A 24,795-nucleotide genomic window follows, 5' to 3' on the forward strand; every position below is an offset into this window, starting at 1 on the left:
GTATCTTATTTATTAGAAATATGATATGCGATAAGTCCATCGATTGGACGTCTCAAAACATTACCTAATTGCAATTCATATTTATCAAAAGTTTCTTGTAACTCATCTTTCAAATAATAAGCAATAGAACCCACAAAATGAACTGGAACTTCTTTACAATTATCAAATTGTTTGATGTAATTCTTAACAAATGATTTCATCCCTTTAAAGATGATTTTTCTACAAAATTCTGAATCTTTATGTTTGATTAAGAACTTTGCAAAAGTTGCCAAATAAGCATTTGGATTTGGCTCTTTATATAATTTATTTTTAATAAAATCTGGATCCATGTTGTATTCTTTTGCAAATTCAACTGCTAAATCCTGAGGCATTTTATTAAAGTAATATTTTCTAATTAATTCTTTTCCAAAAACATTACCACTACAATCGTCCATTGCAATGTATCCTAATGATTGTACTTTTTGGAATAATTCTTTACCATCAAAATAACTACAGTTAGATCCTGTTCCTAAAATACTAACAATTGCTTTCTCTCCTCTTGGGGTAGTAGCATATACTGCTGCATACGTATCTTCATGAACATCTACGATTGCATTAACGAAATATTCCTGAAAAATTTGTGATAGAGCGATTTTCATTCTATCTGTACCACAACCTGCTCCATAAAAGAACAAATGTGTAGCTGTATTTTTATTCTGTAAAATATCAAAACGATCATTTAATCGGGTTACGATTTCATCTCCATTAAGAATTTCAGGATTTAATCCTAAGGTTTGTGTTGTGAATAATATCTTGCCATTATCATCAATTGCTATCCAATCTGCTTTAGTAGATCCACTATCAACTATTAATTTCATTTTATTTTATTTAGTTTTCGGTTTAGTTTTTCATCTTACAATATTAAGTGTAATTATTTACATTATTGGAGAGTCAAACAAAATAATAAAAATCCCGCTATCTATTCAATAACGGGATTTTGAAATGTATATAAAATTATTTAAGACCTGCGATATGCACAGATAAATCAATTAATTTGCTAGAGTATCCGTACTCATTATCATACCAAGATACAATCTTGAAGAAAGTTGAATTTAAACCAATTCCTGCATTAGCATCAATGATAGAAGTTCTTTTGTCAGAAATAAAATCTTGAGATACAACTAAGTCTTCAGTATATCCTAAAATACCTTTCATTGTAGTTTCAGAAGCTTTCTTTAAAACAGCCATAATTTCTTCATAAGAAGTTTCTTTAGCTACTTTTACAGTTAAATCTACTACAGAAACGTCAGCAGTAGGAACACGGAAAGACATTCCAGTTAATTTTCCATTTAAAGATGGAATTACTTTTCCAACAGCTTTAGCAGCTCCAGTAGAAGAAGGGATGATGTTTATGCTAGCAGCACGTCCACCTCTCCAGTCTTTTCTAGAAGGACCATCAGCAGTCATTTGAGTTGAAGTTGTTGCGTGAACAGTTGTCATTAAAGCTTCAACAATTTCGAAATTATCGTGAATTACTTTAGCTAAAGGAGCTAAACAGTTTGTAGTACAAGATGCGTTAGAAACTACTAAATCAGAAGCTTTTGCAGTTTCATGATTTACTCCCATTACAAACATTGGAGCATCTGCAGATGGAGCAGAAATAATTACTTTTTTAGCACCACCTTTAATGTGCTCATTTGCAGTTTCGATAGTTGTGAAAATACCAGTACATTCAGCAACTACATCAACATCAACTTCATTCCATTTTAAGTCAGCTGGATTTCTTTCTGCAGTGATACGGATGTTTCTTCCGTTTACAAAAAGTTTTCCTTCTTTTACTTCTACAGTTCCGTCAAAACGACCGTGTACTGAATCATATTTTAATAAATAAGCTAAGTGATCAACATCTAATAAATCATTGATTGCTACAACCTCTACATTATCTCTATTGAAAGATTCTCTGAAAACAATTCTTCCAATTCTTCCAAATCCGTTTATTCCTAATTTTACTTTTGACATTTTACTAAATTTTTATTTATTTTTTGTTATTCTACTTATTTTCAAAGTCTAATTTCCTCACAATAAACTTCAATTTTTTTATTCTATATTTTTATGTTGACATGATCTCAGAAACGCGTAGCAATTCTCTATCTATTTCAGATTTACCTTTAATTGCTTGTTCCAAAGGCGTTAAAGTAACTTTGTCATTTTGTAAACCAACCATATAATTTGATTTTCCTTCAAGTAAAGATTCTACCGCTTTTACACCTAATCTACTTGCAAGAACACGATCAAAACAAGAAGGAGAACCTCCACGTTGCATGTGTCCTAAAACAGAAACTCTAACATCATATTCAGGTAAGTTAGCCTCTACATAATCTTTTAGTTCAAATACGTTTTTACCGATTTTATCTCCTTCGGCAATAACAACAATACTTGATGATTTTCCAGATGCTTTACTTTTTTGAAGTGATTCTAATAATCTATCTAAACCTAAATCTTCTTCTGGAATAAGAATTTCTTCTGCTCCAGCTCCGATTCCTGCATTTAGAGCAATATGACCTGCATCTCTACCCATTACCTCTACAAAAAACAGACGGTTATGAGAACTCGCAGTATCACGTATTTTATCAATACAATCTACAACAGTATTTAGTGCCGTATCGTACCCTAAAGTATGACTCGTACCAAAAATATCATTATCTATAGTTCCTGGGATTCCCATTACTGGGAAATTATATTCAGAGTTAAATAATAGGCCTCCGGTAAAGCTACCATCTCCTCCTATTACAACCAAAGCGTCGATTCCTGCTTTTACAAGATTCTCATGAGCTTTTTTTCTTCCTTCTGGAGTTTTAAATTCTAATGAACGAGCCGATTTTAAAATCGTCCCTCCTTTATTCACAATATTATTTACACTTCGAGGTCCCATTTCTTTGAAGTCACCTTCAATCATTCCTTGATATCCTCTATAAATTCCGATACATTCGATGTTATGATAAGCACAAGTTCGAACTACTGATCGAATGGCTGCATTCATTCCTGGTGAATCTCCTCCTGATGTAAGAACACCAACTTTTTTTATTGTTTTTGGCATTATTTAAGTATTAAAGTGTAAAATTAGCAAACATTCACCACTATTTGGGCTATATTTATAATAAGTTAATAAAATATGTTAAATTCAAACGTTTTCGTTAATAAGTTTTCGGATAGTAAAAAAAATCAATAAAATAAAAAAAGACATTTATTTTAATTGATAATTTAAAAATAACAATATACGGTTGAAGTGTTACAAAAAATGAGATGTAACTAAACTGAAAGATAAGGAAATTGTAAGGCTAAAAAAAAATCATTAACAAAACTAAAACACATTAGTAACTTAAAGTGTGTTAATCTTCTTCAGGAATATATCCCTGATCATTAGTTTTTACCTTTTCTTTTTCCTTTTTATTATTCTTTTTTGACTTTGAGAAATCAATATAATCTGGATTTATAGCAGAATCCGGAACATCATTATTCTGGTTCGAAGTTTTAATCGCACGTTCTAGTTTATGGTCTTTAAAGATTTTATTTACCAACTCTCTGAAAGTATCAAAATCTACTTCATAAGAAACCCCTATACCTTGTGTATAACCAACTCCCTGACCTATATAATTAATATCGTTTTCTCGGTTAAATAAACGCAAGTTCATACTTCCGTCTTCATTAACTCTGTATTGCACCTCTACGTCGCCCACAATTGCCGATTCGTTGATACCTCCTACAGGTACTCCTACTTTACCGTTTATGGTAATTCTCTCATTGATCTGAGATGAAATTGTCGCTGCAAATTGACCATCGGCTTCCTGACCAAGTCGTCTGTCGGCAGAGGTATATGTAAAACCAATATCTATCTTATCACTATCAGAATGAATTATCCCTCCCAATAAGTTGGTGGCTGTTTCGAATAAACTACTAGAAAAATCAGATTGACTCACTCCCTCAGGGCTTAAGAATCCTCCTGAAGACAGCAAATAAAGTGCTTGTGTTTGTCGCACATCTTTATCGACTAACTTATACTGTATTTCAGACTTTAATACATTACTTACCGTTGGGAACTCAATATTAAAATCTGGCTCTGGGCTCGTTAAATCTCCTCGAATACCAATAACTACCTCTACAGGTACTTTTTTGCTAAATGAAGAGTTCTCTAATAATACTGCAGGATTTGCAGATGTTTTATAAACTGCTTCAAGATTTAACTGCGCTTTCATCGGGTTACCTTCCCAAGAAATCGAACCTCCTTTTTTTACAACAAATTTCTTATCGATTAATCCACCATACTTAAAGTTATAGGTTCCTTCGTATGCCTGGAAATCCCCCCACATATTAAATTTACCAAGTGTATTAATTTTAAATAATAAAGATCCAAATCCTTTTCCTTTCATTCCGTGTCCAGAATTTCTATCTAAAATTACTTCGACCTCGGCGTCTGGAGTAATATCAAAATCAAACTCTAATTCCAGACCATTATAGTTTCTTGTCTTTTCGACAATACCATTAGCAAGATTATACTTTTCTTTGGCTGTGATAAAATGAATAAAATTATTATCACTCATTGTTTGCGCATCATTAATCGGGATCTTCACAGATGTTCCTTTCTCTGATTTTGCATCTACTTTTATAAATAATGCCGTAGTTGGTCCTTTAATAGTTGCTCTACCATTAATAAATGCTGTACCAAAATAAGCCGCATCTTCACTGTCTTTAGTATCTAATGCTAACAATCTTTTTGAACTGATATCTAAATCTAATTTCCAATCGCCAAAATTATTATGCTCGACTGTACCATTTAAAATCCCTTTTGTTCCGTATTTAGAATCGGTGATAGTATTATTTCGTAACAAGAATTTCTCATCGGTTACATCGACAATAGTTTTATCACTCAGCTCATAATCTATGTTTAAATAAGGAATAGTCATTCCGGCTTTATCCAGATATAAACGCCCATTAACATCAGGTCTTTTTAAATTCCCGATAATAGCCGCGTTACCCGAAACATAGCCTCGAATATTAGACAACACTTCTCCTCCCAAAGAACTAAGCGAGGCTAAATTAAATGTGTCAAATTTAAGCTGTAAATCGAGTATGGTTTCTTTATTAATAATTTCAAAGCTTCCGAATAACTTAAACATCTCCAATTTATCATTTTCGATAGAAGAGTTTATCGTAAATTTTCTAAGGTTTTCATCACCTACAATATCAAATTTTAATCCTCCTAAATCGGTCTTATTTACATTTAGCTTATCGATAAAGATGGAAGCAGTTGGCTGGAAGACATTCTTTTTCTGTTTAAAATTAATCTCTCCGTTAATATTACCATTTAAAACAAGTTTATCATTGGTTGGTGTAATTTTATTAAGATCTACATCTTTAAAACTTAGTTTCAAATCTTTAAAATCGGCATCTTTTATTTGCCCGACCAATTCTATCTTTTGGTTTTCATGAGATAGAATAATATTATCTATGTCAAAATTCTTAAATTTTTTATCAAAAACGATTTTATTATCCGGTTCATCATTTTCATTTAAATACCACAAATAGTCTTTAAATTTCAACTCAGATTTATTAATCCCGACAACGTTGTTCTTATCTTTATCAATAGTATGATATAAGTTGAAGTTAAAATAATCTTCTCCTTTTGAACCTCCTTTAAACTCAGACCTTACAAATAAGGTATCTTTCATGGTTACGTTTATCAAACTAAAATCACGTACCTTATAATACTTCGTTTTAATACTATCTAACTCGATATAGGTATTATACAATGGGTTTTTATTATCTACAGCAACTCTTATATTGTCAAATGTATTTTGTGCTGCTTTAATTTGAGGAGAATTAAACTTAAACTTGAATTCATCTTTATCAGCGTCGATTTTCCCTCTCACAACCGTATTGGTTGCTACCTCTATCTCAGGATAAAAGATTTCGATAATCTTATTGTAAATAGTAAAATTAAAATGTAAAAACTGTCCTTTACTTACTTTAAGTGGTTTATAATTGGCATATAAACTACCTACAGAATTTGTGACTAAATTTTCTAATTGATTAAATTTAAACTTCCCTACGATTTCACCATCAACAACATCGGTAGAACTTATTGTTATTGTACGTATTTTATCGGCATCAAAATTTGAGCTTACTTTTACCTGATCAAAAACATAAGTCGATTTTGGATTTTGATAAACCGCATCATTAATCTCAATATCCCCCTGAAGATTTTCGATTGTATTTCCTGATACGTGAACTGCTACATCTCCTTTAAAAACAGATATAGAATCTTTTATGAATTTAAGTTTGTGTAAATCGGCATTTTCTACCTTAATATGAAAATCATAGTCACTATCTTTTCTACTTAAATCTATCAAACCATCAAATGTCATACTCAGGTTAGGATCATTCACAGAAAGCTGTCCTTTATAATGTGGCAATTTAAAATTACCATTTAAGACTATATTATTATAGGTATAGTTATTATAATAAAATTTCTGAACATCTCCTTTTATAACTGTGTTCAGGTATTTCTCGGTAAATCCTTTTCCATCGACATCCAGATTAAGGGTTGTTTTACCAATATCTTTTCGACCAAGCAAAGTACCTACATCAAAATTCTCTAAGACAATATTTCCCGAATACGAAGCTTTATCGATAACATCGATATTATTCATATTCAAATCAATAAGCCCATTTCCTAAATCCGTTATCATTGTAAAATCGGTGTCCAAAGCTGTCTTAGACACTTTTGCTCTACCTACAATCGAGAACTTACCAATACGTTGTAATTCTTTAGGCAATTTTTTCCCTAATACATTTGGCAACAAAACAACCAAGTTATCATAACTAGACGAAAGCTTATCGAATTTACCATTCATAAGAAACTCTTGTCCGTTTTTACCAAAAAGATTTTTGAAATTAATATCTCCATTTATAGTCGATTTATGCAAATCAGACAATCTAAGATGTTTTAAATTTAAATCGTTTAAAGTTCCGTCAATTTTAGATTTAACACGGAAGTACTGGTCTTTTCCTAGTTCTTTATAAAAATAACGAATATCGTTAGATCCAATATTAGCAGAATCTAAAACTACATCAAACTGAACTTTATCGGTAAACTTAGCAAAATCTTCTATTCGATAATTTAATGTAGCCGCTCCGTATATTTTAGAGTACTTGGTAAGAATAGACAATTTTTCAAGCTTCATTTGCTTTTTGGTATAGCTAAATCTTGATGTTAAATTAGCTACATACAAACCTCTATGATCCAAAAACGATAATTTATGAATCCTTGTACTTACATCGGGTCCATAAAGTTTAAAATCACTTATGTGAGCATTAAGTTTTGTAAAATCGACATCTTTAGGAACTACTCTATTTTCGTCTGTAAGAATAAAATGTCCGTTGGTAATGTAAGCATCTTTTGCGGTAAGCAAGAAACGTTTTGCTGAAGGTTTTTTTGGTGGTCCAGTTTCGAAAGCCTGAATGAATACATCAAGATTGGTTTTCTTTTCGTTTTTATAGGTTTTTAAATTAAAAAGTAAACCTGTCATACGAATTTCGCCAAAAATCAAATCGCCATCAAGAACTCTCTTAACGGCCAAAATATTAGTTTTAATTAAATCAGAATAGATTAAAGTATCTTTATGGTGATCCATTATTAATACTTTCCTGAGTTTTACTCCACCAAAAACACTTACAGAAACTTTCTCTACAGATATATGTGTACCAAAATCTGAGTTTAAAGTATCGGTAATATAATTTGCAATTTTTGTCTGAACGACCGGTAGAGACAATGCGATAGCCAGTACTAACAAAAGTAGAATTAGTCCGATTAAGGAACGAGATACTATTTTTTTTATTTTTCTGATACTGGTTGTTTTTTAGTTTTTCTTTAAATTTAATTTTAGAGCAAACAAAGGAAGGTTCCTTTGATAAAAATTCTTTAATTTTGGCTTCTGCTTTTAAATAAAAAAATTTAAAATTTGATTCGTCAAATATAATTCAAAATTCGTGCCTTTACATGCAAAATCCTGAGGTTTTTATTCTAGCTATCGAAAGTTCTTGTGATGATACTGCAGCGGCTGTTTTACATAACGATAAAGTCCTGTCAAATGTTGTTGCCAACCAACTGATACATACGCAATATGGCGGTGTAGTACCCGAACTTGCGTCTAGAGCTCACCAACAAAATATTGTTCCTGTGATTGATGCTGCTCTTCGCAAAGCAAATATAAAAAAAGAACAATTATCTGCAATAGCATTTACACAAGGTCCCGGACTTATGGGGTCATTGCTAGTAGGAAGTTCTTTTAGTAAATCGATGTCTTTGGCTTTACAAATCCCTTTAATTGCTGTTAATCATATGCATGCGCATATATTAGCTCATTTTATTGATGAAGATGGTTATGACAAACCTACATTCCCTTTTTTAGCATTAACAATAAGTGGTGGTCATACACAGATTATTAAAGTAAATGGCTTTTTTGATTTACAAATTATCGGAGAAACTACCGATGATGCTGTTGGAGAAGCATTTGATAAAAGTGCCAAAATTCTTGGACTTCCCTACCCTGGTGGCCCACTAATAGATAAATACGCACAATTAGGAAACCCTAAAGCATTTGCTTTTACAAAACCAAAAGTACCTGGATTAGACTTTAGTTTCTCTGGTTTAAAAACGGCTATTTTATATTTTATTCAGAAGAAAAAACTGGAGAACCCAAATTTCATTGAGGAGAATCTTAATGATATTTGTGCTTCTATACAATATACAATTATCGAAATTTTAATGGATAAATTAAAATTGGCGGTAAAAGAAACTGGAATCAATCAAATTGCGATTGGCGGTGGTGTTTCGGCTAACTCGGGCATTAGAAACAGACTGAAAGAAAGCGAACAAAAATACGGTTGGAAAACTTATATTCCGAAATTTGAATACACTACCGATAATGCTGCAATGATTGGAATTGTAGGTTATCAAAAATATTTATCAAAACAATTTGAAACAGCTGCTGTTGTTTCTAAAGCACGAATACAATTTTAAACTATGCAATTATTTCACAACCCAAATATTGACGAAACAACTCAGGAATTTTCTTTTGATAAAGAAGAAAGTAAACACATTATAAAAGTATTACGAAAAAAAGATTCTGATATATTACATGTAACAAATGGATTGGGTTATTTATTTGAAACCGAAATTACACTAGCTTCTGATAATAAATGTACTGTCAAAATAATTTCTGTTGAGAAAGCTCAAGATCCAAAATACCGTTTGCATCTTGCAGTTGCTCCTACCAAAATGAATGATCGTTATGAATGGTTTCTGGAAAAAGCTACCGAAATAGGTATTCATGAGATTACTCCAATTATTTGCGATAGATCAGAACGTAAAGTGATTAATATGGAGCGTTTCGAAAAGATTATTTTATCGGCAATGAAACAATCAAATGAATTGTATCTTCCTAAACTTAATGAAGCTATCTCGTTTAAAGAATTTGTAAAACGCAAAAACGAAGGTTTACAATTAATTGCGCATTGTGAGGAAACAGATAAAAAATCATTAAAATCAGTTTTAAAACCAAATGAGAACGTAACATTGCTTATTGGTCCTGAAGGTGACTTTTCGGAAAAAGAAATTGCTTTGGCTATCGAAAATAATTTTCAGCCAGTATCTTTAGGAAATACAAGATTACGTACTGAAACAGCTGCCATGGTAGCTTGCCATAGTGTTGCTTTTTTTAATGAGGTTCCTAATTAAAGTTCAAACTTGTCATTTCGATGAAGGAGACTCGAGCGATAGCGAACAGATGAAATAAATCACATTTACAGATTAAATTTACAAAGCTTTGTCAAAGTTTTGAACTTTGACAAAGCTTTAGAGTCCGAATTACTAGTGAGGTTATTTCGTTCCTCTCAATGACAAACCGATAATTTAAAATTACATGAAAAAAATATTTCTTTTGTTTTTATTGATTTCATTTTCTTCTTTTTCACAAGAAATTGCATTACTAAAATATAGTGGTGGTGGCGATTGGTATGCAAATCCTACTTCATTATCCAATTTAATCAAGTTTTGTAATGCTAATATTGATACTCGTATAAAAGCAAAACCCGGAACTGTAGAACCTAGCAATCCCGACTTGTTATCCTATCCTTTTGTACACATGACTGGACATGGAAATGTAGTTTTTAGTGATGCTGATGTTACTAATCTTCGTAATTATTTATACGGTGGAGGATTTCTTCATATTGATGATAATTACGGAATGGACCAATACATACGAAAAGAGATAAAAAAAATATTCCCAAACAATGATTTAGTAGAACTTCCTGCCAATCATGCTATTTTTCAGAAACCGTTTCTTTTTCCTGCTGGGTTGCCTAAAATTCATGAACACGACGGGAAAAGACCACAGGCATTTGGGATTTTTATCGAAAATAAATTAGTGTTACTTTATACATTTCAATGTGATCTTGGTGATGGCTGGGAAGATGCCGAAGTACATAACGATCCTCTCGAAGTGCGCCAAAAAGCTTTAAAAATGGGCGCCAACATTATCAATTATATCTTTACCAATTAATTTAAGTCAAGTGCAATTAACACACGAAGAAATACAATTCGAAAGAAAGACATTCCCTATTACATTAGTTTGCGATCATATCTATTTCCAACAAAACATTGGTTCTCTTTTTAGAATAAGTGAAGCTTTTGGAGTTGAAAATATTATTTTTTTAGGTAAAGACATTCCGCTTAACCCAAGAAAAATCAATAAAACTTCTCGTAGCACCCATCTTCAGGTTCCATATACTGTTATCGAAGAAACTCAAGATTTAGTTACTCATCTGGTTGATTTAAAATGCGAAATCATTGCATTAGAAATAACAAATAGTAGCAAACCTTTAAAAGAAGTTATACTACCTGCTGATAAAAAAATCGCATTAATAATTGGAAGTGAAATCAATGGAATTTCAGAAGAATTATTAAAAATTTCGAGTCAAATAGTTCATATTAATATGTTTGGAAAAAATAGTAGTATGAATGTTGTACAAGCCGCCAGTATAGCATTGTACGAATTTACATCTTAAAAAATAAACCTCTTTTTTTGTAAGAACTAAGCCATGCAAGGGTTTTTAAAATTCTGACAAACAAAATAATAATAAAATTTTGTCTGTTAAGTTTTTTGTTATAAAATTGCTTTAATTATTAACTAAACTAAAATTTTATAACAAAACCCCAAACTATTATGAAAAAGATTGTTTTATCCGCATTTGCAGCGCTGCTGCTATTCTCATGTCAAAACGACCAAACAGAATCTACAACTCCAGAAGCTTCAGCAACTGCTACTACTCAACGTGGTTGCGCTACTCAAGATGTTCTTGAAGCTCAATTAAAAGCCGACCCTACTTTGGCTATTAGAATGAATCAAATCGAAGCATTTACAGAAAACAAGTTACTTACGGGCAAGTTGGTAAATGGAAAAGTTCAAATTCCAGTTATTGTAAATGTATTATACAAAACGGCAGCAGAAAATATTTCTGATGCTCAAATCCAAACACAAATTGATGTCTTAAATAAAGATTTCAATGCTCAAAACTCAGATTACAACAGCGTTCCTGCTTTATTCGCAGGAGTTAAAGCAAATGTTGAAATTAGCTTTGTTTTAGAAAAAATCAATAGAAAATCTACAACAAAAACTTCATGGGGAACTAATGATGCTATGAAAAAAACGGCTAACGGTGGTATAGCTCCAACATCTCCAACTACTAAGCTTAATTTATGGGCTTGTAAAATTGGTGGTGGAATATTAGGTTATGCTCAATTTCCTGGCGGACCTACTACTACTGATGGAGTTGTAATTGACTCTAAATATTTTGGATTATCTGGATCTGGTGCTGCTCCTTACAATTTAGGAAGAACTGGAACTCACGAAGTGGGTCACTGGATGAACTTACGTCACATTTGGGGAGATGCTAATTGTGGAAGTGATTTAGTAAATGACACTCCTGTACACAATACAGCAAATTATGGTGTACCTGCATATCCTCATTATAGCACATGTACAGGAACTCCTGTTGAAATGACTATGAACTACATGGATTATACAGACGATGCAGGAATGTATATGTTCTCTTTAGGTCAAAAAAACAGAATGGCTGCTATATTTTTATCAGGTGGACCTAGAGCTGCTTTTGGTATCTAATACAATAACCATATAACTAAACAGGTTAATAATTATTAAAAGCGAGATATTAAATCTCGCTTTTTTTGTTTTATAAATGTAATCTTTCCCTGCTTTTTTCTATATTTATGCTCTAAAGAAAAACAGACTATGATTACATCTAAAGTAATTTCAAACGGGATTTTAAGAGCTATCGCAACTATTTTGGGAGTATCGCTAATATTGTATTTTTTATATCAAATACAAACTGTGATTGTTTACTTATGTGTTTCTCTCATACTGTGTTTAATAGCAAACCCTTTTGTGAAATTCCTGAAAGAAAAATTAAAATTCAATAGCTCATTTGCAGCTATAACAACTATCGTATTTTTTATATTATTAATGATTGGGTTCATCTTATTATTTGTACCGTTAATAATATCTCAGGCTAATAATTTATCTCTTCTTGATACTGATAGTCTTCAAAAACAATTTATGCTGATAGAACGTGATTTCGAAAATTATTTCAACTTGCAACATCTCGATTTACAAGCACTTTTAAAAAAACCTGAAATAACGTCTAAACTAGATTTTAGTTATTTTACGGCTTTTATAAACTCAATCCTAAACATGCTTGCAGGTTTTGGAATGGGATTAGTATCTGTTTTCTTCATTACTTTTTTCTTTATCAAGGATCAAAACATTTTTAAAGAAAATGCAAAAAGAATACTTCCTGATAACAATGAAGACAAAATTATAAACTCGATTACTAAAATAAATCATTTGCTAACACGCTATTTTGTAGGCTTGTTGCTACAATTAACAGTTGTATTTATTCTTTATTTTATTGTGCTAATAATTTTTGGTAGCCAGAATGCATTTGTAATTGCTTTTTTATGTGCTGTCTTAAATATCATTCCTTACGTTGGACCCATTATAGGAACCATTCTTGCAGCTATATTAACGATGTTGAGTTTAATTGGCGGGGATTTTCAAACAGAAATTTTACCTAAAACCATATATATAGTAATTGGATTTTTATTGGTTCAGGCAATTGATAATAATGTTAGCCAACCTATTATTTCCTCAAAAAGCGTAAATTCGCACCCGCTGGAAATATTCTTAATTACTTTAATTAGCGGAATAACTTTTGGAATCGTCGGAATGATTATTGCAATCCCGTTTTATACTTGCCTTAAAGTTATTGCCAAAGAATTTTTTCCTAACAATAAAGTTGTTATTGTATTAACCGAAAAAATATAACCTTGAATTTAGCCCTTTTACATAATTCTGTTCAGGATTTTATAAATAAAAAAGTAAATGAATCTATTTCAAAATTAGCACTTCAAAAAAATCCTTTTCCAGAAATAGAATGGATTGCAATTTTGAATCAGATTGAGGCTAAAACAAAAGCCAAAGATAAATTACCTACTTGGTTTGCGACCGAGAATATAATTTATCCAAGTAAAATTTCGGTTGAACAAACCTCATCAGAGAAAACGGCTCTGTATAAAGCCAATTTAGTTTCGGGAGAAAGTTTAATAGACTTAACCGGAGGTTTTGGTGTAGATGACTATTATTTCTCCAAAAAAATAAAAAATGTAGCACATTGCGAGATAAACACCGATTTATCGGCAATTGTACAACATAATTTTAAGCAATTAAAAATTGACAATTGTACTTGTTATCCTGAAGACAGTTTTGATGTTCTTAAAAAACTAAACCAAAAATGGGATTGGATTTATATAGATCCTTCCAGGCGAAATGATGCCAAAGGCAAAGTTTTTATGCTAAAGGATTGCTTGCCTAATGTCCCTGATTTATTAGATTTTTATTTTGAAAACGCTGATTCTATTTTAATAAAAACGGCTCCTTTATTAGATATTTCCGCAGGACTTTCGGAATTAAAAAATGTAAAAAACATTCATATAATTGCTCTCGATAATGAGGTTAAGGAATTACTGTGGGAAATTCATAAAGGCTATTCTGGAAAAATTACACTAAAAACGGCTAATATATTAAAGGATAAAACGGAAACTTTTGAATTTGCATTAAATGAAGAACCTGAATTTGTAAGCTACAGTTTACCTCATAAATATTTGTATGAGCCTAATAGTGCAATTATGAAATCGGGAGGATTTGACGAAGTAAGTACTTTTTATAAAATAGATAAGCTACACAAACACTCTCACTTATATACCTCGGCCGATTTAATTACATTTCCTGGAAGAACATTTGAGATTCTGGAAACTATTCCTTACTCTAAAAACGAAATAAAACTCCATCTTTCTAATAAACAAGCAAACATTACTACTAGAAATTTTCCTGATAGTGTAGAAACCATCCGAAAAAAATGGAAAATAAAAGATGGCGGAAATTTGTATTGTTTTTTTACAACTGATAAAAATGATAATAAAATAGTTTTAATTTGCAGAAAAATATAATAAAATGAAACAACTAATTACTTTAACTTTATTCTTATTAACTTTTAATTTATTTGCACAAAAAGATTGTGAATACACTGTAAACGTTACCGATTCTATAGGAACATACAAATCGACTAAAGAAACCATGATTTCCGAAAAAAACTTTGCAGGAACTGCGAGTTATATCTTTTTCTCTTTAGCACAAACAGATGGTCTGCCAACACTTAATGTACAATTGATTAAAAAAAGTAAAGAGTTTACAGCCGCAAATTGCTTTGATAAGAATTCGAAATTATTTTTACAATTAAGCAATGGAAAAATCGTTACACTAATCCATATAGACCAAGAAAACTGCGGAACATTAATTCGTGATGACAAAGGATTTGATAATCGCGTTACTCCAGGTATTTTTATGTTCTTAAAAGATAATTTTGAGGATTTAAAAACTTCACCTATCTCGATGATTCGTATTAAATACTTGTCAGATACTGAAGATTATGTTATGAAAAAAGAATTCACATCTGAACTAAATGATAAAACATACCGACCTGAAACATTCTTTATTGATAATATAAGATGTGTCGAATAATCTAATTACAATCCCATTTTGTATTAGAAACTTTATCGTTTAAACCTGCTTTTAAATTATAATGCCACCACTCTGAATCGAATGAATTAAAATTATGTTTTATCATTATTTTTTTCAACAACAGGCGATTGGCTTTAATAGTATCAGATAAATTTAAATAGCTATGACTGGCTTCTTTTCCGAAAAAATCAAAAGAAGTTCCCATATCTAACTCTTTACCATTACGGTCTACAAGAGTAATATCTACGGCTCCTCCTCTATTATGGATGGAGCCTTTTTTTGGATCAGCCACATATTTAGGGTTAGAAACTATTTCCCACATTCTTTTTTGGATAAATAGAGGTCTGTAACAATCAAACAACTTGATTTTATACCCTTTCTTCATAAAACTTTTATTAGCTTCTACTAATGCTTTTACTGTTTTTAAACGCAAGAAACATTCGGCACAATCATACACTTTTGCTTTAAGAAAATTATCTTCTGTAGCATATTTCATATCATACACAAAATCGTTACTATAATCTTTTAAATTAACAAAAGTAGTATCGGCAATTACCTGATTGGTTTCGCTTGCATATGACTCGTTTTGAGCATTTGAAGAAATTATTCCCAGAATAGAGAATAGGAAAAATAAAATTCTATTGAATTTTGGCATGAAATTGGTATTTTAAATTGTACAATTTTTCTCAAAAGTAAATATAGACAATTAATAAATCAACAAAAACAGTGCATTATGAAAAAAATTACTTTGTTATTATTTATCCTCCCGTTTTTAGGAATCTCTCAAGAAATAAGCTATTCTGAACCTTCTCAATTTATTGAAAAAGCTGGTTCTGTTCAAATTAATTTGGTCGAAAGTGAAAAGACTATTTTTAAATCTGGACTTGGAGAAACGGTATCATTTTATCCAGCGGAGATTATTGATTTGAATCAAAATCAAAAAAAAGTAAGCGGAATAGAGCTTGAAAGTACTTTTATCACAAAAGAATATCAGAACAAACAAGACCAATATACCAAAGAAACCGCATGGATAGGTATTGATGAACTTCCTGTATTAATTGATTGGTTTGAAAGTTATGTAATTCCTAATTTATCAAATCCTACAGGAACAAAAAAGACAGTAAAATATATCCATAGCACTAAAGAAATTCAGTTTAAGTTTGACGTTTATAATGCCACTCAAACTTTTACGATTGCAGTAAAAAATACAAATCATAAGGATAAATACTTTTGGACAGAATCACGCACAAAAGATATTCCTAACATTTTAAAAACACTTAAATATATGCAGACGAGAACTCTCAATTAATAGTATTCAACAAAAAAACGGAGCCAGTAACGGTTCCGTTTTTATTTTACTTTTTACTGAAAAACTAATTCTTTTAAATTACTTACTTTCTACTTCTTCTTTTAAATTTGGTTGTCCTTTACCTGTAGTAATTAAATTGTATAAACTATTTTGTATGTAATTGGTCCAGGCGTTAAAGCAGATATCGTAACATTCATAATCTGGAACTAAGCCTAGATGTGTTAAACGAACTTCTATTTTATTGTCTTTCTCATTAATTTCAAAAATAACTTTTGTACCTACCCATTCGCTTTTATCTGTAGTAAAATTAAAATCATTTTCTAAGACATCCCAAACTACTTTTTTGTTAGGAATAACTTCTATTAATTTCATTTTACAAATATGAACGTCTTTATAATGATACTTAAATACATCATCTAGTTTTGCCGTACCTCCTTCTATTTCTTCCGACCACCATCCTCTAACATTCGTTATAGCATCAAATGCTTCTTTGGGACTTTGCTCTACCAAAATACTTGTAGTAAAATCTTGATTATCCATGATATTATTTTTTAATTGATTTATCTTCTATTTCCTGATTCAACACATTCAGATTTCCTTTACCAGTGGTTATCAAACTCAATAAACTATTCTTTAAAAATTGATTCCATCCATTTGAGCAATCGCCAAAACATTCTATTTTTGGCACTAATCCTAAATGAGTAAACTGAATTTTGGTTTTATCATTTTCTCTAGACATTTCAAAAACAATTTTAGTATCATTCCATTCTGATTTATTTTTGAGGAAACTCAATTGACTGGCTGTAACGAGCCAAACGATCTTTTTTTCGGGTATTAACTCAACTATTTTTTGTTTGGAATAATGAACATTTCCAAAACGAACTTCAAATTCATCATTAAGCTTTTGTGAATCTCCTTTAAAATCTTCTGACCACCAACTCCGAACTTTCATAATAGCATCAAATACTTCTTTGGGAGTTTGGTCTACCAAAAAAGTTGCATTAAAATCTTGATTATCCATGATATTAATTGTTTAAAAAATTAAAACCTCATTTGAACTAAACAAAGTTAACATTCTCATTTACAATTAATAGGGCGTAAAATAGACTTTTACAGGGTTAATTAAGACATATTAATGTTTAACTTAATCTTCTTGAGTTAAAATTTTATTTTTAAACTAAAATTATCCAAACAGTCTAACAGTTATCCGCTTTACATTTCAAAATTATAATCTGAAAAACAAATTCTCTTTTATTGATACTTTAGATTGTCTTTAATTTATTTAGCATTTCATTTGTAATGTCATCTGAATAAATTCCATAGCCATTTATTAGTATTCCTTTCAAATTATACTTTTCCGATTCTATAGCATACAAAATGGACTGGTCTGAAGGATCTTCATTTACATCAAAATGAAATGATTTATTTATCACAAACTCCTCATGAAAGATTTTATATTTTCCGTTTCGGCATTCAATACAATTTTGTTTTAAATTAAAATCTTCTACATAACCTTGAACCCTCAAAGCTTCTATTCCTTCTATAAGTGTATCGTACGTTTCCATTTTTATATAATTAATTTTTATTTTAATTAATTTCAACTCTTTATTTATAACACCAAAACAGCATCACAAAATGTAATACTGCTTTGGGTTAATTAAAAGTAAAAAGAATTATTCTCTATCATAAGAAAACTGAATTCCTGCTGTACCTCCTGTTTTAATAAACAATTGCATAAATTCCTGAGCTGTTTCAGAACGTCCCCAATCACGTTGCAATTCACAAAATAATTGTGGCGCACTAACCAGAATTGCTCCTGCTTGCTCCATTCTTCTTAATGCTGCATTATGTGCCTCTAAAGAAGTTCCTCCAACAGCATCAACTACTAAATACACATCATATCCTTCTCTTAAAGCATCTAGTGCAGGAAATGAAAGGCAAGCCTCTGTCCATAAAGCAGTCATTATTAGTTTTTTCTTTCCGGTTGCTTTAACAGCTTCTAAAAATTCTTTGTCTTCCCAAGAATTTATAGTAGTTCTGTCATAAGATGGTATTCCTTCTAATTCTCTTTTTAATTGAGGAATTGTTTCTTTATTAAATCCAGTTTTTACATTCACCGTCGAAAGTACAATCGGTAAATCATAAACTTTGGCCATTTTGGCTACACCACAAATATTATTAATAAGTATCTGTCTATCCATTGATGCAATGGAGTTAACTTGTACTGGTTGATAATCGATAATGATTAATGCTGAATTTTCTGGTGTTAACAGATGATCGCTTTTCTGATCACGAATTGGTAAACTGCTCATAATTTCTATTTTTTATGTTAATCTTAATTTATTATTACTGCCTATTATAATCTCTTTACTTTTTAGATGTTCCTATGCTTTCTGCTTTTAAGAAACTTTCGATTACTGCCTGGTAATTTGGCATAACCGCTGAATACGCTTCTGCAAATTGTAAAGCATCTGGACGATTCCATGTTTTTTGAATTTCGCTACAAACAGCTGTTGTAGTGATTGGAACTACTCCTGCAAGTGTTAATCTGGCAAGTGTTGTTTGTGATGATAAAGGACTCATATCACCAGAAGCATCAATGACAGCAAATACTTCATAACCTTCTGTTACTGCCGAGATAGAAGGAAAAGCTACACATACGCTAGTTAATACACCTCCAATAATTATTTTTTTCTTACCCGTTTTTTTAACTGCTTCGACAAATGCTGGCGTATCCCAAGCATTAATTTCGCCATTACGAGGTACATAAACAGCATGTGGAGCATATTTATGAATTTCTGGCATTAGCGGTCCATTAGGTCCATTAGGCTCAGAAGCTGTTGTTATTACAGGAATATTTTCTATTGCTGCAATTTTAGCTAGTGTGGTTACATTGTTACGCAATGAGGTAACATCAATGTCTTTTACGGTTTGAAACAAACCACTTTGATGATCGATAAGTAAGATTACTACATCGTCTGAATTTATTCTAGTTACTACTGACATGTTTTTTAAGTTTATTTGTTATTATTATGTTTATCTTAATTTATTCCTTTGGAAATTCTCCATCCATTTTTATTAGTACATCGTCCTTAAGTCCATCAAAAGGTAAAATCAACCCTACTTTAAAATCAGAACGTTTTAACGTTGCCAAAACCTGAAATCCAGATGTGATTTTGTTCGAATTCGGATTAAGCATTGTTCCTCGATAAATAAAATCTACCGTAACTTCTTTTGTAAAACCATGCATACTAAGATTGCCAGTAACTTTATAATTATCTTTGCTGCTTTCTTTTATCGCATTACTTTTAAAATTTAGAGTAGGATATTTTTCCGCATCAAAAAAATTGGGACCGCGTAAATCTTCGTCTCTTCCTTCTGAATTTGTAAACACCGAATTTATTTCTGCTGATAATTCAAAAGAGGCATCACTAAAATCTGATTTGGTCGTTACTACCGTCAAATCAAAATTGTTAAACTGACCTACAATATCATTAATCATCATATGTGTTACCGTAAAGCCAAGTCTTGAATGCTCATGATCATTTCGCCATATTGTTTGATTTTCCATATTCTTATTATTTAATTCTTAATCTATTAATTACTCTAAATACCCGAACCTTCCCATATTTACATCATCGAATGCCTGAATGATTTCTTCCTGGGTATTCATAACAAAAGGCCCATGAGCAACTATTGGCTCATTTATCGGTTCCCCACTCAATATCAACACTATTGAATCTTCAGATGCTTTAATTGTAAATTCTTCGCCTTCATTTGCAAAAAGCAAAAAATTATCTGCAGGTACATTTTCACTATCATTAACCCTAATACTTCCCTCTATCACTAAAAGTGCTGAGTTGTGATTAGCAGGGAAATTAAAAGTTGTAGTAGCTCCTTTGTTCAATTTTGCATTAAACAAATTCACAGGAGTAAATGTTGTGGCTGTTCCTGGAGTACCATTATATTCACCTGCAATAACTTCTATAATACCATCGTTGTTAGGCAGTTTATGCTTATTGATTTCGCTATTAATAATCCCCTGATATTTGGGTTTTGTCATTTTATCCTTGGCTGGAAGATTTACCCAAAGCTGTACCATCTGAAAATCACCTCCTTCTTTGCTAAACTGCTCTTCGTGATATTCTTTATGTAAAATTCCAGAAGCAGCAGTCATCCATTGTACATCTCCTTCACCAATTACACCACTGTTTCCAGAACTGTCATGATGTGCTACTTTCCCTTTGTAGGCAATCGTAACTGTTTCAAAACCTCTATGAGGATGTACTCCAACACCTCTTAACTCATCTGTTGGCGAAAAATAAAATTTAGAGTTATAATCCATCATTATAAATGGACTCATTCTCTCCATGCTCATCCCTTTTCCGTAAGGAATAAAATTATGTACTCTAAACCCGTCTCCTACCATATGTGGTGCAGGCGGTGTTAATACTTGTTCTATTTTTTTTGTTTTCATTTTAATGTTATTCTTTATTATGAAACAATGAGTTTGCCTGATATTCAGGATGCTTATCGATATAGGCTTTTATGTATGGACAATAAGGTTTTACTTTAAGATGATTCTCTTCTGCATAATCCAAAACATATTTAGCGATATAAGCAGCTATGCCTCTTCCTCCTAATTCGGGTGGAACTTCTGTATGGATATAAGCAATACCGCCATCAAACAATTTGTATTGTTCAAACGCTATTTTTCCATCTAAATGAATCTCAAAACGTTTGTCTTTTTCGTTATTTATAACTGTGTATTCCATGATCTAGTTTTTTAGTATTGTAAAATTAGTGAGGATAAAAAACTAAGTACTTGATCTATGATAAGAAATATAAAAAGGGAGGATAAAAATATAAATCAATGATTATCAACTTATAAAAACACAGAAATATGACAGTATAGTGCTTCAAAGTTTAATTTGAAACAAATACTCTCTATTGTAAAGAATCGGCTCTGAGCCTAAAAAATATTATGAAGATGTTATTGTATTAACAATAATTATTAATAACAACTATTATGGAGTCTGTACTGAATAACTTAGTACTTGAAGTTTTTTCTGGCTAGTTCTTTTCGGACTCTACTCAAACTTTCGGGGGTAATGCCAAGATAAGAAGCAATCATTTGAAGTGGTAATCTAAAGGTAATTTCGCGATGCGTTTCTATAAAATCTAAATATTTTTTCTCAGCGGTGGCTGCCAATAAATAATTTATTCTTTTCTGCATCTGGCGAATATTTTTTTGCAAAGCGAGGGTATTAAAAGAAACAAAATTTACAGAGATTTTCTCAGCATTTTTAAGAAACTCCTTTTGGATATAAATTATCTCTGCATCTTCAATTACATCAATAAATAAATCTGATGGCTCATCAAAGTAAAAACTGCTCCTGTCTGCAATCCACCAATTTTCTGAAGCAAACTGGATAATATGATCCTTTCCCATTTCATCTACAGTATAGGAACGTAACAGACCTTTACACACAAAGAATGCTCTATCGCAAATTTGATTTTCTTTTAATAAAATTGTTCCTTTTTTTATTTTAAGAGAATGTACCAAATGCTCTAACTCTTTATACTGTTCCTCTGATATATCAGTATTACTTAGCATATATTTTTTAAATTGTTCCAGCATTTGTATAAAGAGATTAATTTGTAAAGTGAATGTATACAAAATTAATTAAAATGATAAAGACTTATAAATAATACCTAGTTTAATTTAAGAAAGTAACTCCATAACAATAGGGACAGAGGTAATATTTCAGGTTTTAGGCATTCTCTGTTTTGACTAATCTTTACACATCATTTCTTCTAAAATCAAAAAAAATTAAATCTTCTAAGCATTCCAATTAAAGATTAAAATATTAGATAAAACAAAAAAGCCCACTCGATTGAGTGGGCTTAAATATGAATATTTTCAATAAAAAAATATTACAATCGTTATTATCTTTGTTCTGTAATTGCAGATTGGTTAAGTTTAATAACCCTAATTTTTTGGTTTGTATTATCCGATAAAAAAAGACGGTCATTAAGTTGTGCTGTACTTACAATAGTTCCAAAATTATTTTGTCCCATAACATCCGAAGCATTTACTCTTGGATTGTAAATCTTGTCCATAAATTCTCTTCTAGGATAAATACGCAAATAATTTAAATCCTTAACATTTTCTGAGGTAATAGCCCAATCTGCACTAATAGCAAGTGCAAGAGGTTTTGCCTCTCCAAACGGGATTACTGTAGCTTGTATAGGAACTGTAAGCGAAGCCGCTCCATTGGCACGAATACCTGCAATATTGTAATATAAATACCCCTTTGCATTTCTTCCTGCTACAACTAGATTCCCATCTGCAACATCCATTGAATATACCTCATCATAACCTTTTAAAGTATTTAACTTGGCCATAGGAGCTAAATTCCAATCGCTTTTATCCGTAATTTGCGATGTCTCAAAAACTTTAATACTCGTTTCTTTTTCTTTAACGAATACTAATCCGTCTTTTACTACAACTCCAAAAACGTGCACAAAAGTTTTCCACCATTGACCGTTTCCTACTGTACTAATCCCTGCATTTGTAACTTCATCTATAACAAAAAGTCTAGACTCGACACTACCAATATAAATTCTGCCATTATCTACACATACCGAAGAAAGTTGCGTTAGCGGAATAGTGGTACTTCCTTTAGTATAATTTGCAATTGTTTTTATATGAGCCAATGTTTGAGCGTTAAAAATATCAAGTACATCACCATTACAAACATACAATTTGTCATTTGCTACAGCGATACCTTTAGGGTTAAATGTCCCTTTTCCGTCTCCAATTTGACTTACAGTAATTGATGCTTCGTCAGTAGGATAATAATAACTATGATTAGGAGAAGCCCCCTCAAAAGAATCCTTACTGCAGTTTGTAAAAATGCAAAGCAGTAGTATAAAAAAAGCTATTTTATTCATTGTAGTTTTAGGTGTTAATTCCATTTTCCGTCTCCTTTATATTTTATTAAGAATGGATTTTTGGGATCAATTTTAAAAACAGGTTTTTTGTAAGTTCCTGTTAAGTAGTTTGTTTTAGTATATCCTTTTAAAACATCTGGATCTGTAAAAGGAAGATCGTTTAGGTAAATCAAGTATTTGTAAAAATGAGTCAACATCTCTTGTTGTCCCCCACCTTCGCCACTATTGGCTAAATTACTACTATGGCTAAAACCGATATGATGTGAATATTCGTGTGACCAAACCGACATATCACCTTTCCAGTGTCCAGTTACATAACTTGACTCCCATTGAGAAGCCAAAGCTCCGCCACCCCAAGCAGATCCTCCGCCTACCATTGCCATATCAACAGTTCTGCTATCAAGATAATTCCAATATATTTTCTCTATTTCAGCTTTAGAAAGATAATCATAAGCACCACCAACATCATCAACATTTCCATGCCAATAAGTAGCTCCATTTATTGCTGTACCAGCTTGAGCAGCTTGTTCTTGCTTGTATCTGTCAAAATTAATAAAAGTGTCATAATATATTGGATGACTTAAAGCATACGAATAGTTGATAATCATTGCTATTGCTTCTTTAGCCAAAACAGGATTCATAGGTAAGTACACATAAGACGCATCACCACTAAGATGATACCAATCGTTAAATTGAACTAAATGTGAAGACTTAATCTTTTTGAATTTTGCAAATAATGGATCGCTAGATTCTACTGAAAATTCGATTGCTCCAGAAGAGAAACCATCAATTTTATCAATTGTTACCGCATTACCACTTTCTAATAAATAATCATTTTTGCCAGCAACCAAAGGAAGTTGGTGAAACGAACGATGAAAAGCTGGAACTTTACTAAAATTATAAATTAAGAATCGCTTATCATAATTAGGCAATTTTGCATAGATTCTTACATCTGTAAGTCCAACAGGAGAGTAAAGAGAAATTTGTACAGAATCTTTTCCTTTTTGTATTACTTGCATTGGTTGATTTACTCGAAACCAACGATCTTTTTTGTCATACATTTTTGAAGGACTTTCGTCGTCTTCAAACATAGTCATAGCTCGATTACCTGGTTGTAAATTTGTTGCATCAATGCTTGGCAAATAGTTGGCTTCATAAGCCGTAGATTGGTCATCCTTATCACAACTTGTAGATATAAGAAAACCAGTAAGTAGTAAGCTGGCATAGAGCCACCTCTTGATGTTTGTAATCATTGCTTGTAGGTTAATTAAAATTGTTTTTAGTCTTTGGGATATTAGATTTAAAAATCTAATGGGTGCAAATATCTTTTATTATTTT

Annotated in this window: 25 protein-coding genes; 9 read left to right on the forward strand and 16 right to left on the reverse strand. The window is 31.4% G+C overall.

Annotation, left to right across the window (positions count from 1 at the left end; genetic code table 11):
- Positions 1-5 precede the first annotated feature (5 nt).
- The 4 genes from B8T70_RS03385 to B8T70_RS03400 form a co-directional block, all read right to left on the reverse strand.
- A complete protein-coding gene (locus tag B8T70_RS03385; protein ID WP_039117402.1) occupies positions 6-857 on the reverse strand; it encodes an N-acetylglucosamine kinase in 852 nt (283 codons plus the stop codon).
- A 136-nt stretch (positions 858-993) separates the two neighbouring features.
- Positions 994-1,998 (reverse strand): type I glyceraldehyde-3-phosphate dehydrogenase, encoded by a 1,005-nt coding sequence (gene gap, locus B8T70_RS03390; RefSeq protein ID WP_039112782.1) that lies wholly within the window; start codon positions 1,996-1,998, stop codon positions 994-996.
- 91 nt (positions 1,999-2,089) lie between these two features.
- A complete protein-coding gene (gene pfkA / locus B8T70_RS03395) occupies positions 2,090-3,076 on the reverse strand; it encodes a 6-phosphofructokinase (protein WP_039112783.1) in 987 nt (328 codons plus the stop codon).
- 292 nt (positions 3,077-3,368) lie between these two features.
- Complete coding sequence (locus B8T70_RS03400) at positions 3,369-7,829, reverse strand: translocation/assembly module TamB domain-containing protein (RefSeq protein WP_086893914.1); 4,461 nt, start codon at positions 7,827-7,829, stop codon at positions 3,369-3,371.
- A gap of 206 nt (positions 7,830-8,035) precedes the next feature.
- On the opposite strand from B8T70_RS03400, the gene tsaD reads away from it, so the two are divergent.
- The 8 genes from tsaD to B8T70_RS03440 all read left to right on the forward strand — a co-directional run bounded on the left by tsaD (position 8,036) and on the right by B8T70_RS03440 (position 15,191).
- Positions 8,036-9,058, forward strand: coding sequence for a tRNA (adenosine(37)-N6)-threonylcarbamoyltransferase complex transferase subunit TsaD (gene tsaD, locus B8T70_RS03405; RefSeq protein WP_039117404.1), 1,023 nt, complete (start codon positions 8,036-8,038; stop codon positions 9,056-9,058).
- 3 nt (positions 9,059-9,061) lie between these two features.
- Complete coding sequence (locus tag B8T70_RS03410) at positions 9,062-9,775, forward strand: 16S rRNA (uracil(1498)-N(3))-methyltransferase (protein ID WP_086893915.1); 714 nt, start codon at positions 9,062-9,064, stop codon at positions 9,773-9,775.
- Positions 9,776-9,959: 184 nt separating this feature from the next.
- A complete protein-coding gene (locus tag B8T70_RS03415; RefSeq protein ID WP_086893916.1) occupies positions 9,960-10,598 on the forward strand; it encodes a DUF4159 domain-containing protein in 639 nt (212 codons plus the stop codon).
- A 10-nt stretch (positions 10,599-10,608) separates the two neighbouring features.
- Positions 10,609-11,103: a TrmH family RNA methyltransferase gene (locus B8T70_RS03420; RefSeq protein ID WP_086893917.1), complete on the forward strand. Its 495-nt coding sequence runs from the start codon at positions 10,609-10,611 to the stop codon at positions 11,101-11,103.
- A 158-nt stretch (positions 11,104-11,261) separates the two neighbouring features.
- Positions 11,262-12,218, forward strand: coding sequence for a zinc metalloprotease (locus B8T70_RS03425; protein ID WP_086893918.1), 957 nt, complete (start codon positions 11,262-11,264; stop codon positions 12,216-12,218).
- Between the two features lie 129 nt (positions 12,219-12,347).
- The gene (locus B8T70_RS03430; RefSeq protein WP_039112792.1) at positions 12,348-13,439 is read left to right on the forward strand and encodes an AI-2E family transporter; all 1,092 of its coding nucleotides are present in this window, start codon (positions 12,348-12,350) and stop codon (positions 13,437-13,439) included.
- A gap of 2 nt (positions 13,440-13,441) precedes the next feature.
- Positions 13,442-14,620: a class I SAM-dependent methyltransferase gene (locus tag B8T70_RS03435; protein WP_086893919.1), complete on the forward strand. Its 1,179-nt coding sequence runs from the start codon at positions 13,442-13,444 to the stop codon at positions 14,618-14,620.
- A gap of 4 nt (positions 14,621-14,624) precedes the next feature.
- On the forward strand, positions 14,625-15,191 hold the full coding sequence (locus B8T70_RS03440) for a hypothetical protein (protein ID WP_039112794.1): 567 nt from the start codon (positions 14,625-14,627) through the stop codon (positions 15,189-15,191).
- Position 15,192: 1 nt separating this feature from the next.
- On the opposite strand, the gene B8T70_RS03445 is transcribed toward B8T70_RS03440, so the two are convergent.
- Positions 15,193-15,846 (reverse strand): M15 family metallopeptidase, encoded by a 654-nt coding sequence (locus tag B8T70_RS03445; protein ID WP_086893920.1) that lies wholly within the window; start codon positions 15,844-15,846, stop codon positions 15,193-15,195.
- Positions 15,847-15,924: 78 nt separating this feature from the next.
- Between B8T70_RS03445 and B8T70_RS03450 the strand changes: the two genes are divergently transcribed.
- Positions 15,925-16,500, forward strand: coding sequence for a hypothetical protein (locus tag B8T70_RS03450; RefSeq protein WP_086893921.1), 576 nt, complete (start codon positions 15,925-15,927; stop codon positions 16,498-16,500).
- A 78-nt stretch (positions 16,501-16,578) separates the two neighbouring features.
- Here B8T70_RS03450 and B8T70_RS03455 read toward each other — a convergent pair whose 3' ends face one another.
- From B8T70_RS03455 to B8T70_RS03505, 11 genes are all read right to left on the reverse strand, one after another.
- Positions 16,579-17,040 carry an SRPBCC domain-containing protein gene (locus B8T70_RS03455; RefSeq protein WP_086893922.1) on the reverse strand — a complete coding sequence of 154 codons (462 nt, stop codon included), beginning with the start codon at positions 17,038-17,040 and terminating at the stop codon, positions 16,579-16,581.
- 4 nt (positions 17,041-17,044) lie between these two features.
- Positions 17,045-17,521 carry an SRPBCC domain-containing protein gene (locus B8T70_RS03460; protein WP_086893923.1) on the reverse strand — a complete coding sequence of 159 codons (477 nt, stop codon included), beginning with the start codon at positions 17,519-17,521 and terminating at the stop codon, positions 17,045-17,047.
- A gap of 241 nt (positions 17,522-17,762) precedes the next feature.
- On the reverse strand, positions 17,763-18,065 hold the full coding sequence (locus B8T70_RS03465) for a phosphoribosylpyrophosphate synthetase (RefSeq protein ID WP_086893929.1): 303 nt from the start codon (positions 18,063-18,065) through the stop codon (positions 17,763-17,765).
- Between the two features lie 108 nt (positions 18,066-18,173).
- Positions 18,174-18,812 (reverse strand): hydrolase, encoded by a 639-nt coding sequence (locus B8T70_RS03470; protein ID WP_086893924.1) that lies wholly within the window; start codon positions 18,810-18,812, stop codon positions 18,174-18,176.
- Between the two features lie 55 nt (positions 18,813-18,867).
- Positions 18,868-19,506 carry an isochorismatase family protein gene (locus B8T70_RS03475; protein ID WP_086893925.1) on the reverse strand — a complete coding sequence of 213 codons (639 nt, stop codon included), beginning with the start codon at positions 19,504-19,506 and terminating at the stop codon, positions 18,868-18,870.
- Positions 19,507-19,546: 40 nt separating this feature from the next.
- Positions 19,547-20,071 (reverse strand): YceI family protein, encoded by a 525-nt coding sequence (locus tag B8T70_RS03480; RefSeq protein WP_052259411.1) that lies wholly within the window; start codon positions 20,069-20,071, stop codon positions 19,547-19,549.
- 30 nt (positions 20,072-20,101) lie between these two features.
- Positions 20,102-20,977, reverse strand: a complete 876-nt coding sequence (locus B8T70_RS03485) for a pirin family protein (RefSeq protein ID WP_086893926.1) — start codon at positions 20,975-20,977, stop codon at positions 20,102-20,104.
- 7 nt (positions 20,978-20,984) lie between these two features.
- Complete coding sequence (locus tag B8T70_RS03490; protein ID WP_039112804.1) at positions 20,985-21,275, reverse strand: GNAT family N-acetyltransferase; 291 nt, start codon at positions 21,273-21,275, stop codon at positions 20,985-20,987.
- A 275-nt stretch (positions 21,276-21,550) separates the two neighbouring features.
- Positions 21,551-22,117 (reverse strand): Crp/Fnr family transcriptional regulator, encoded by a 567-nt coding sequence (locus B8T70_RS03495; protein WP_205625774.1) that lies wholly within the window; start codon positions 22,115-22,117, stop codon positions 21,551-21,553.
- A 332-nt stretch (positions 22,118-22,449) separates the two neighbouring features.
- Complete coding sequence (locus tag B8T70_RS03500; RefSeq protein WP_039112806.1) at positions 22,450-23,481, reverse strand: hypothetical protein; 1,032 nt, start codon at positions 23,479-23,481, stop codon at positions 22,450-22,452.
- Complete coding sequence (locus tag B8T70_RS03505) at positions 23,472-24,710, reverse strand: hypothetical protein (protein ID WP_039112807.1); 1,239 nt, start codon at positions 24,708-24,710, stop codon at positions 23,472-23,474. Before B8T70_RS03505 ends, B8T70_RS03500 begins: the two co-directional genes overlap by 10 nt.
- Positions 24,711-24,795 lie beyond the last annotated feature (85 nt).

The organism is Flavobacterium sp. AJR (assembly GCF_002156885.1).
Lineage (GTDB): Bacteria > Bacteroidota > Bacteroidia > Flavobacteriales > Flavobacteriaceae > Flavobacterium.

Excerpts from the sequence above, each read along its gene's own strand:
- B8T70_RS03455 (WP_086893922.1), bottom strand. The coding sequence starts at position 17,040 with ATGGATAATCAAGATTTTACTACAAGTATTTTGGTAGAGCAAAGTCCC.
- B8T70_RS03385 (WP_039117402.1), bottom strand. The coding sequence starts at position 857 with ATGAAATTAATAGTTGATAGTGGATCTACTAAAGCAGATTGGATAGCA.
- B8T70_RS03450 (WP_086893921.1), top strand. The coding sequence starts at position 15,925 with ATGAAAAAAATTACTTTGTTATTATTTATCCTCCCGTTTTTAGGAATC.
- gap (WP_039112782.1), bottom strand. The coding sequence starts at position 1,998 with ATGTCAAAAGTAAAATTAGGAATAAACGGATTTGGAAGAATTGGAAGA.
- B8T70_RS03505 (WP_039112807.1), bottom strand. The coding sequence starts at position 24,710 with ATGATTACAAACATCAAGAGGTGGCTCTATGCCAGCTTACTACTTACT.
- B8T70_RS03465 (WP_086893929.1), bottom strand. The coding sequence starts at position 18,065 with ATGGAAACGTACGATACACTTATAGAAGGAATAGAAGCTTTGAGGGTT.
- B8T70_RS03495 (WP_205625774.1), bottom strand. The coding sequence starts at position 22,117 with ATGCTAAGTAATACTGATATATCAGAGGAACAGTATAAAGAGTTAGAG.
- B8T70_RS03500 (WP_039112806.1), bottom strand. The coding sequence starts at position 23,481 with ATGGAATTAACACCTAAAACTACAATGAATAAAATAGCTTTTTTTATA.
- B8T70_RS03440 (WP_039112794.1), top strand. The coding sequence starts at position 14,625 with ATGAAACAACTAATTACTTTAACTTTATTCTTATTAACTTTTAATTTA.
- B8T70_RS03410 (WP_086893915.1), top strand. The coding sequence starts at position 9,062 with ATGCAATTATTTCACAACCCAAATATTGACGAAACAACTCAGGAATTT.
- pfkA (WP_039112783.1), bottom strand. The coding sequence starts at position 3,076 with ATGCCAAAAACAATAAAAAAAGTTGGTGTTCTTACATCAGGAGGAGAT.
- B8T70_RS03460 (WP_086893923.1), bottom strand. The coding sequence starts at position 17,521 with ATGGATAATCAAGATTTTAATGCAACTTTTTTGGTAGACCAAACTCCC.
- B8T70_RS03470 (WP_086893924.1), bottom strand. The coding sequence starts at position 18,812 with ATGAGCAGTTTACCAATTCGTGATCAGAAAAGCGATCATCTGTTAACA.
- B8T70_RS03425 (WP_086893918.1), top strand. The coding sequence starts at position 11,262 with ATGAAAAAGATTGTTTTATCCGCATTTGCAGCGCTGCTGCTATTCTCA.
- B8T70_RS03485 (WP_086893926.1), bottom strand. The coding sequence starts at position 20,977 with ATGAAAACAAAAAAAATAGAACAAGTATTAACACCGCCTGCACCACAT.
- tsaD (WP_039117404.1), top strand. The coding sequence starts at position 8,036 with ATGCAAAATCCTGAGGTTTTTATTCTAGCTATCGAAAGTTCTTGTGAT.
- B8T70_RS03480 (WP_052259411.1), bottom strand. The coding sequence starts at position 20,071 with ATGGAAAATCAAACAATATGGCGAAATGATCATGAGCATTCAAGACTT.
- B8T70_RS03445 (WP_086893920.1), bottom strand. The coding sequence starts at position 15,846 with ATGCCAAAATTCAATAGAATTTTATTTTTCCTATTCTCTATTCTGGGA.
- B8T70_RS03490 (WP_039112804.1), bottom strand. The coding sequence starts at position 21,275 with ATGGAATACACAGTTATAAATAACGAAAAAGACAAACGTTTTGAGATT.
- B8T70_RS03475 (WP_086893925.1), bottom strand. The coding sequence starts at position 19,506 with ATGTCAGTAGTAACTAGAATAAATTCAGACGATGTAGTAATCTTACTT.
- B8T70_RS03415 (WP_086893916.1), top strand. The coding sequence starts at position 9,960 with ATGAAAAAAATATTTCTTTTGTTTTTATTGATTTCATTTTCTTCTTTT.
- B8T70_RS03430 (WP_039112792.1), top strand. The coding sequence starts at position 12,348 with ATGATTACATCTAAAGTAATTTCAAACGGGATTTTAAGAGCTATCGCA.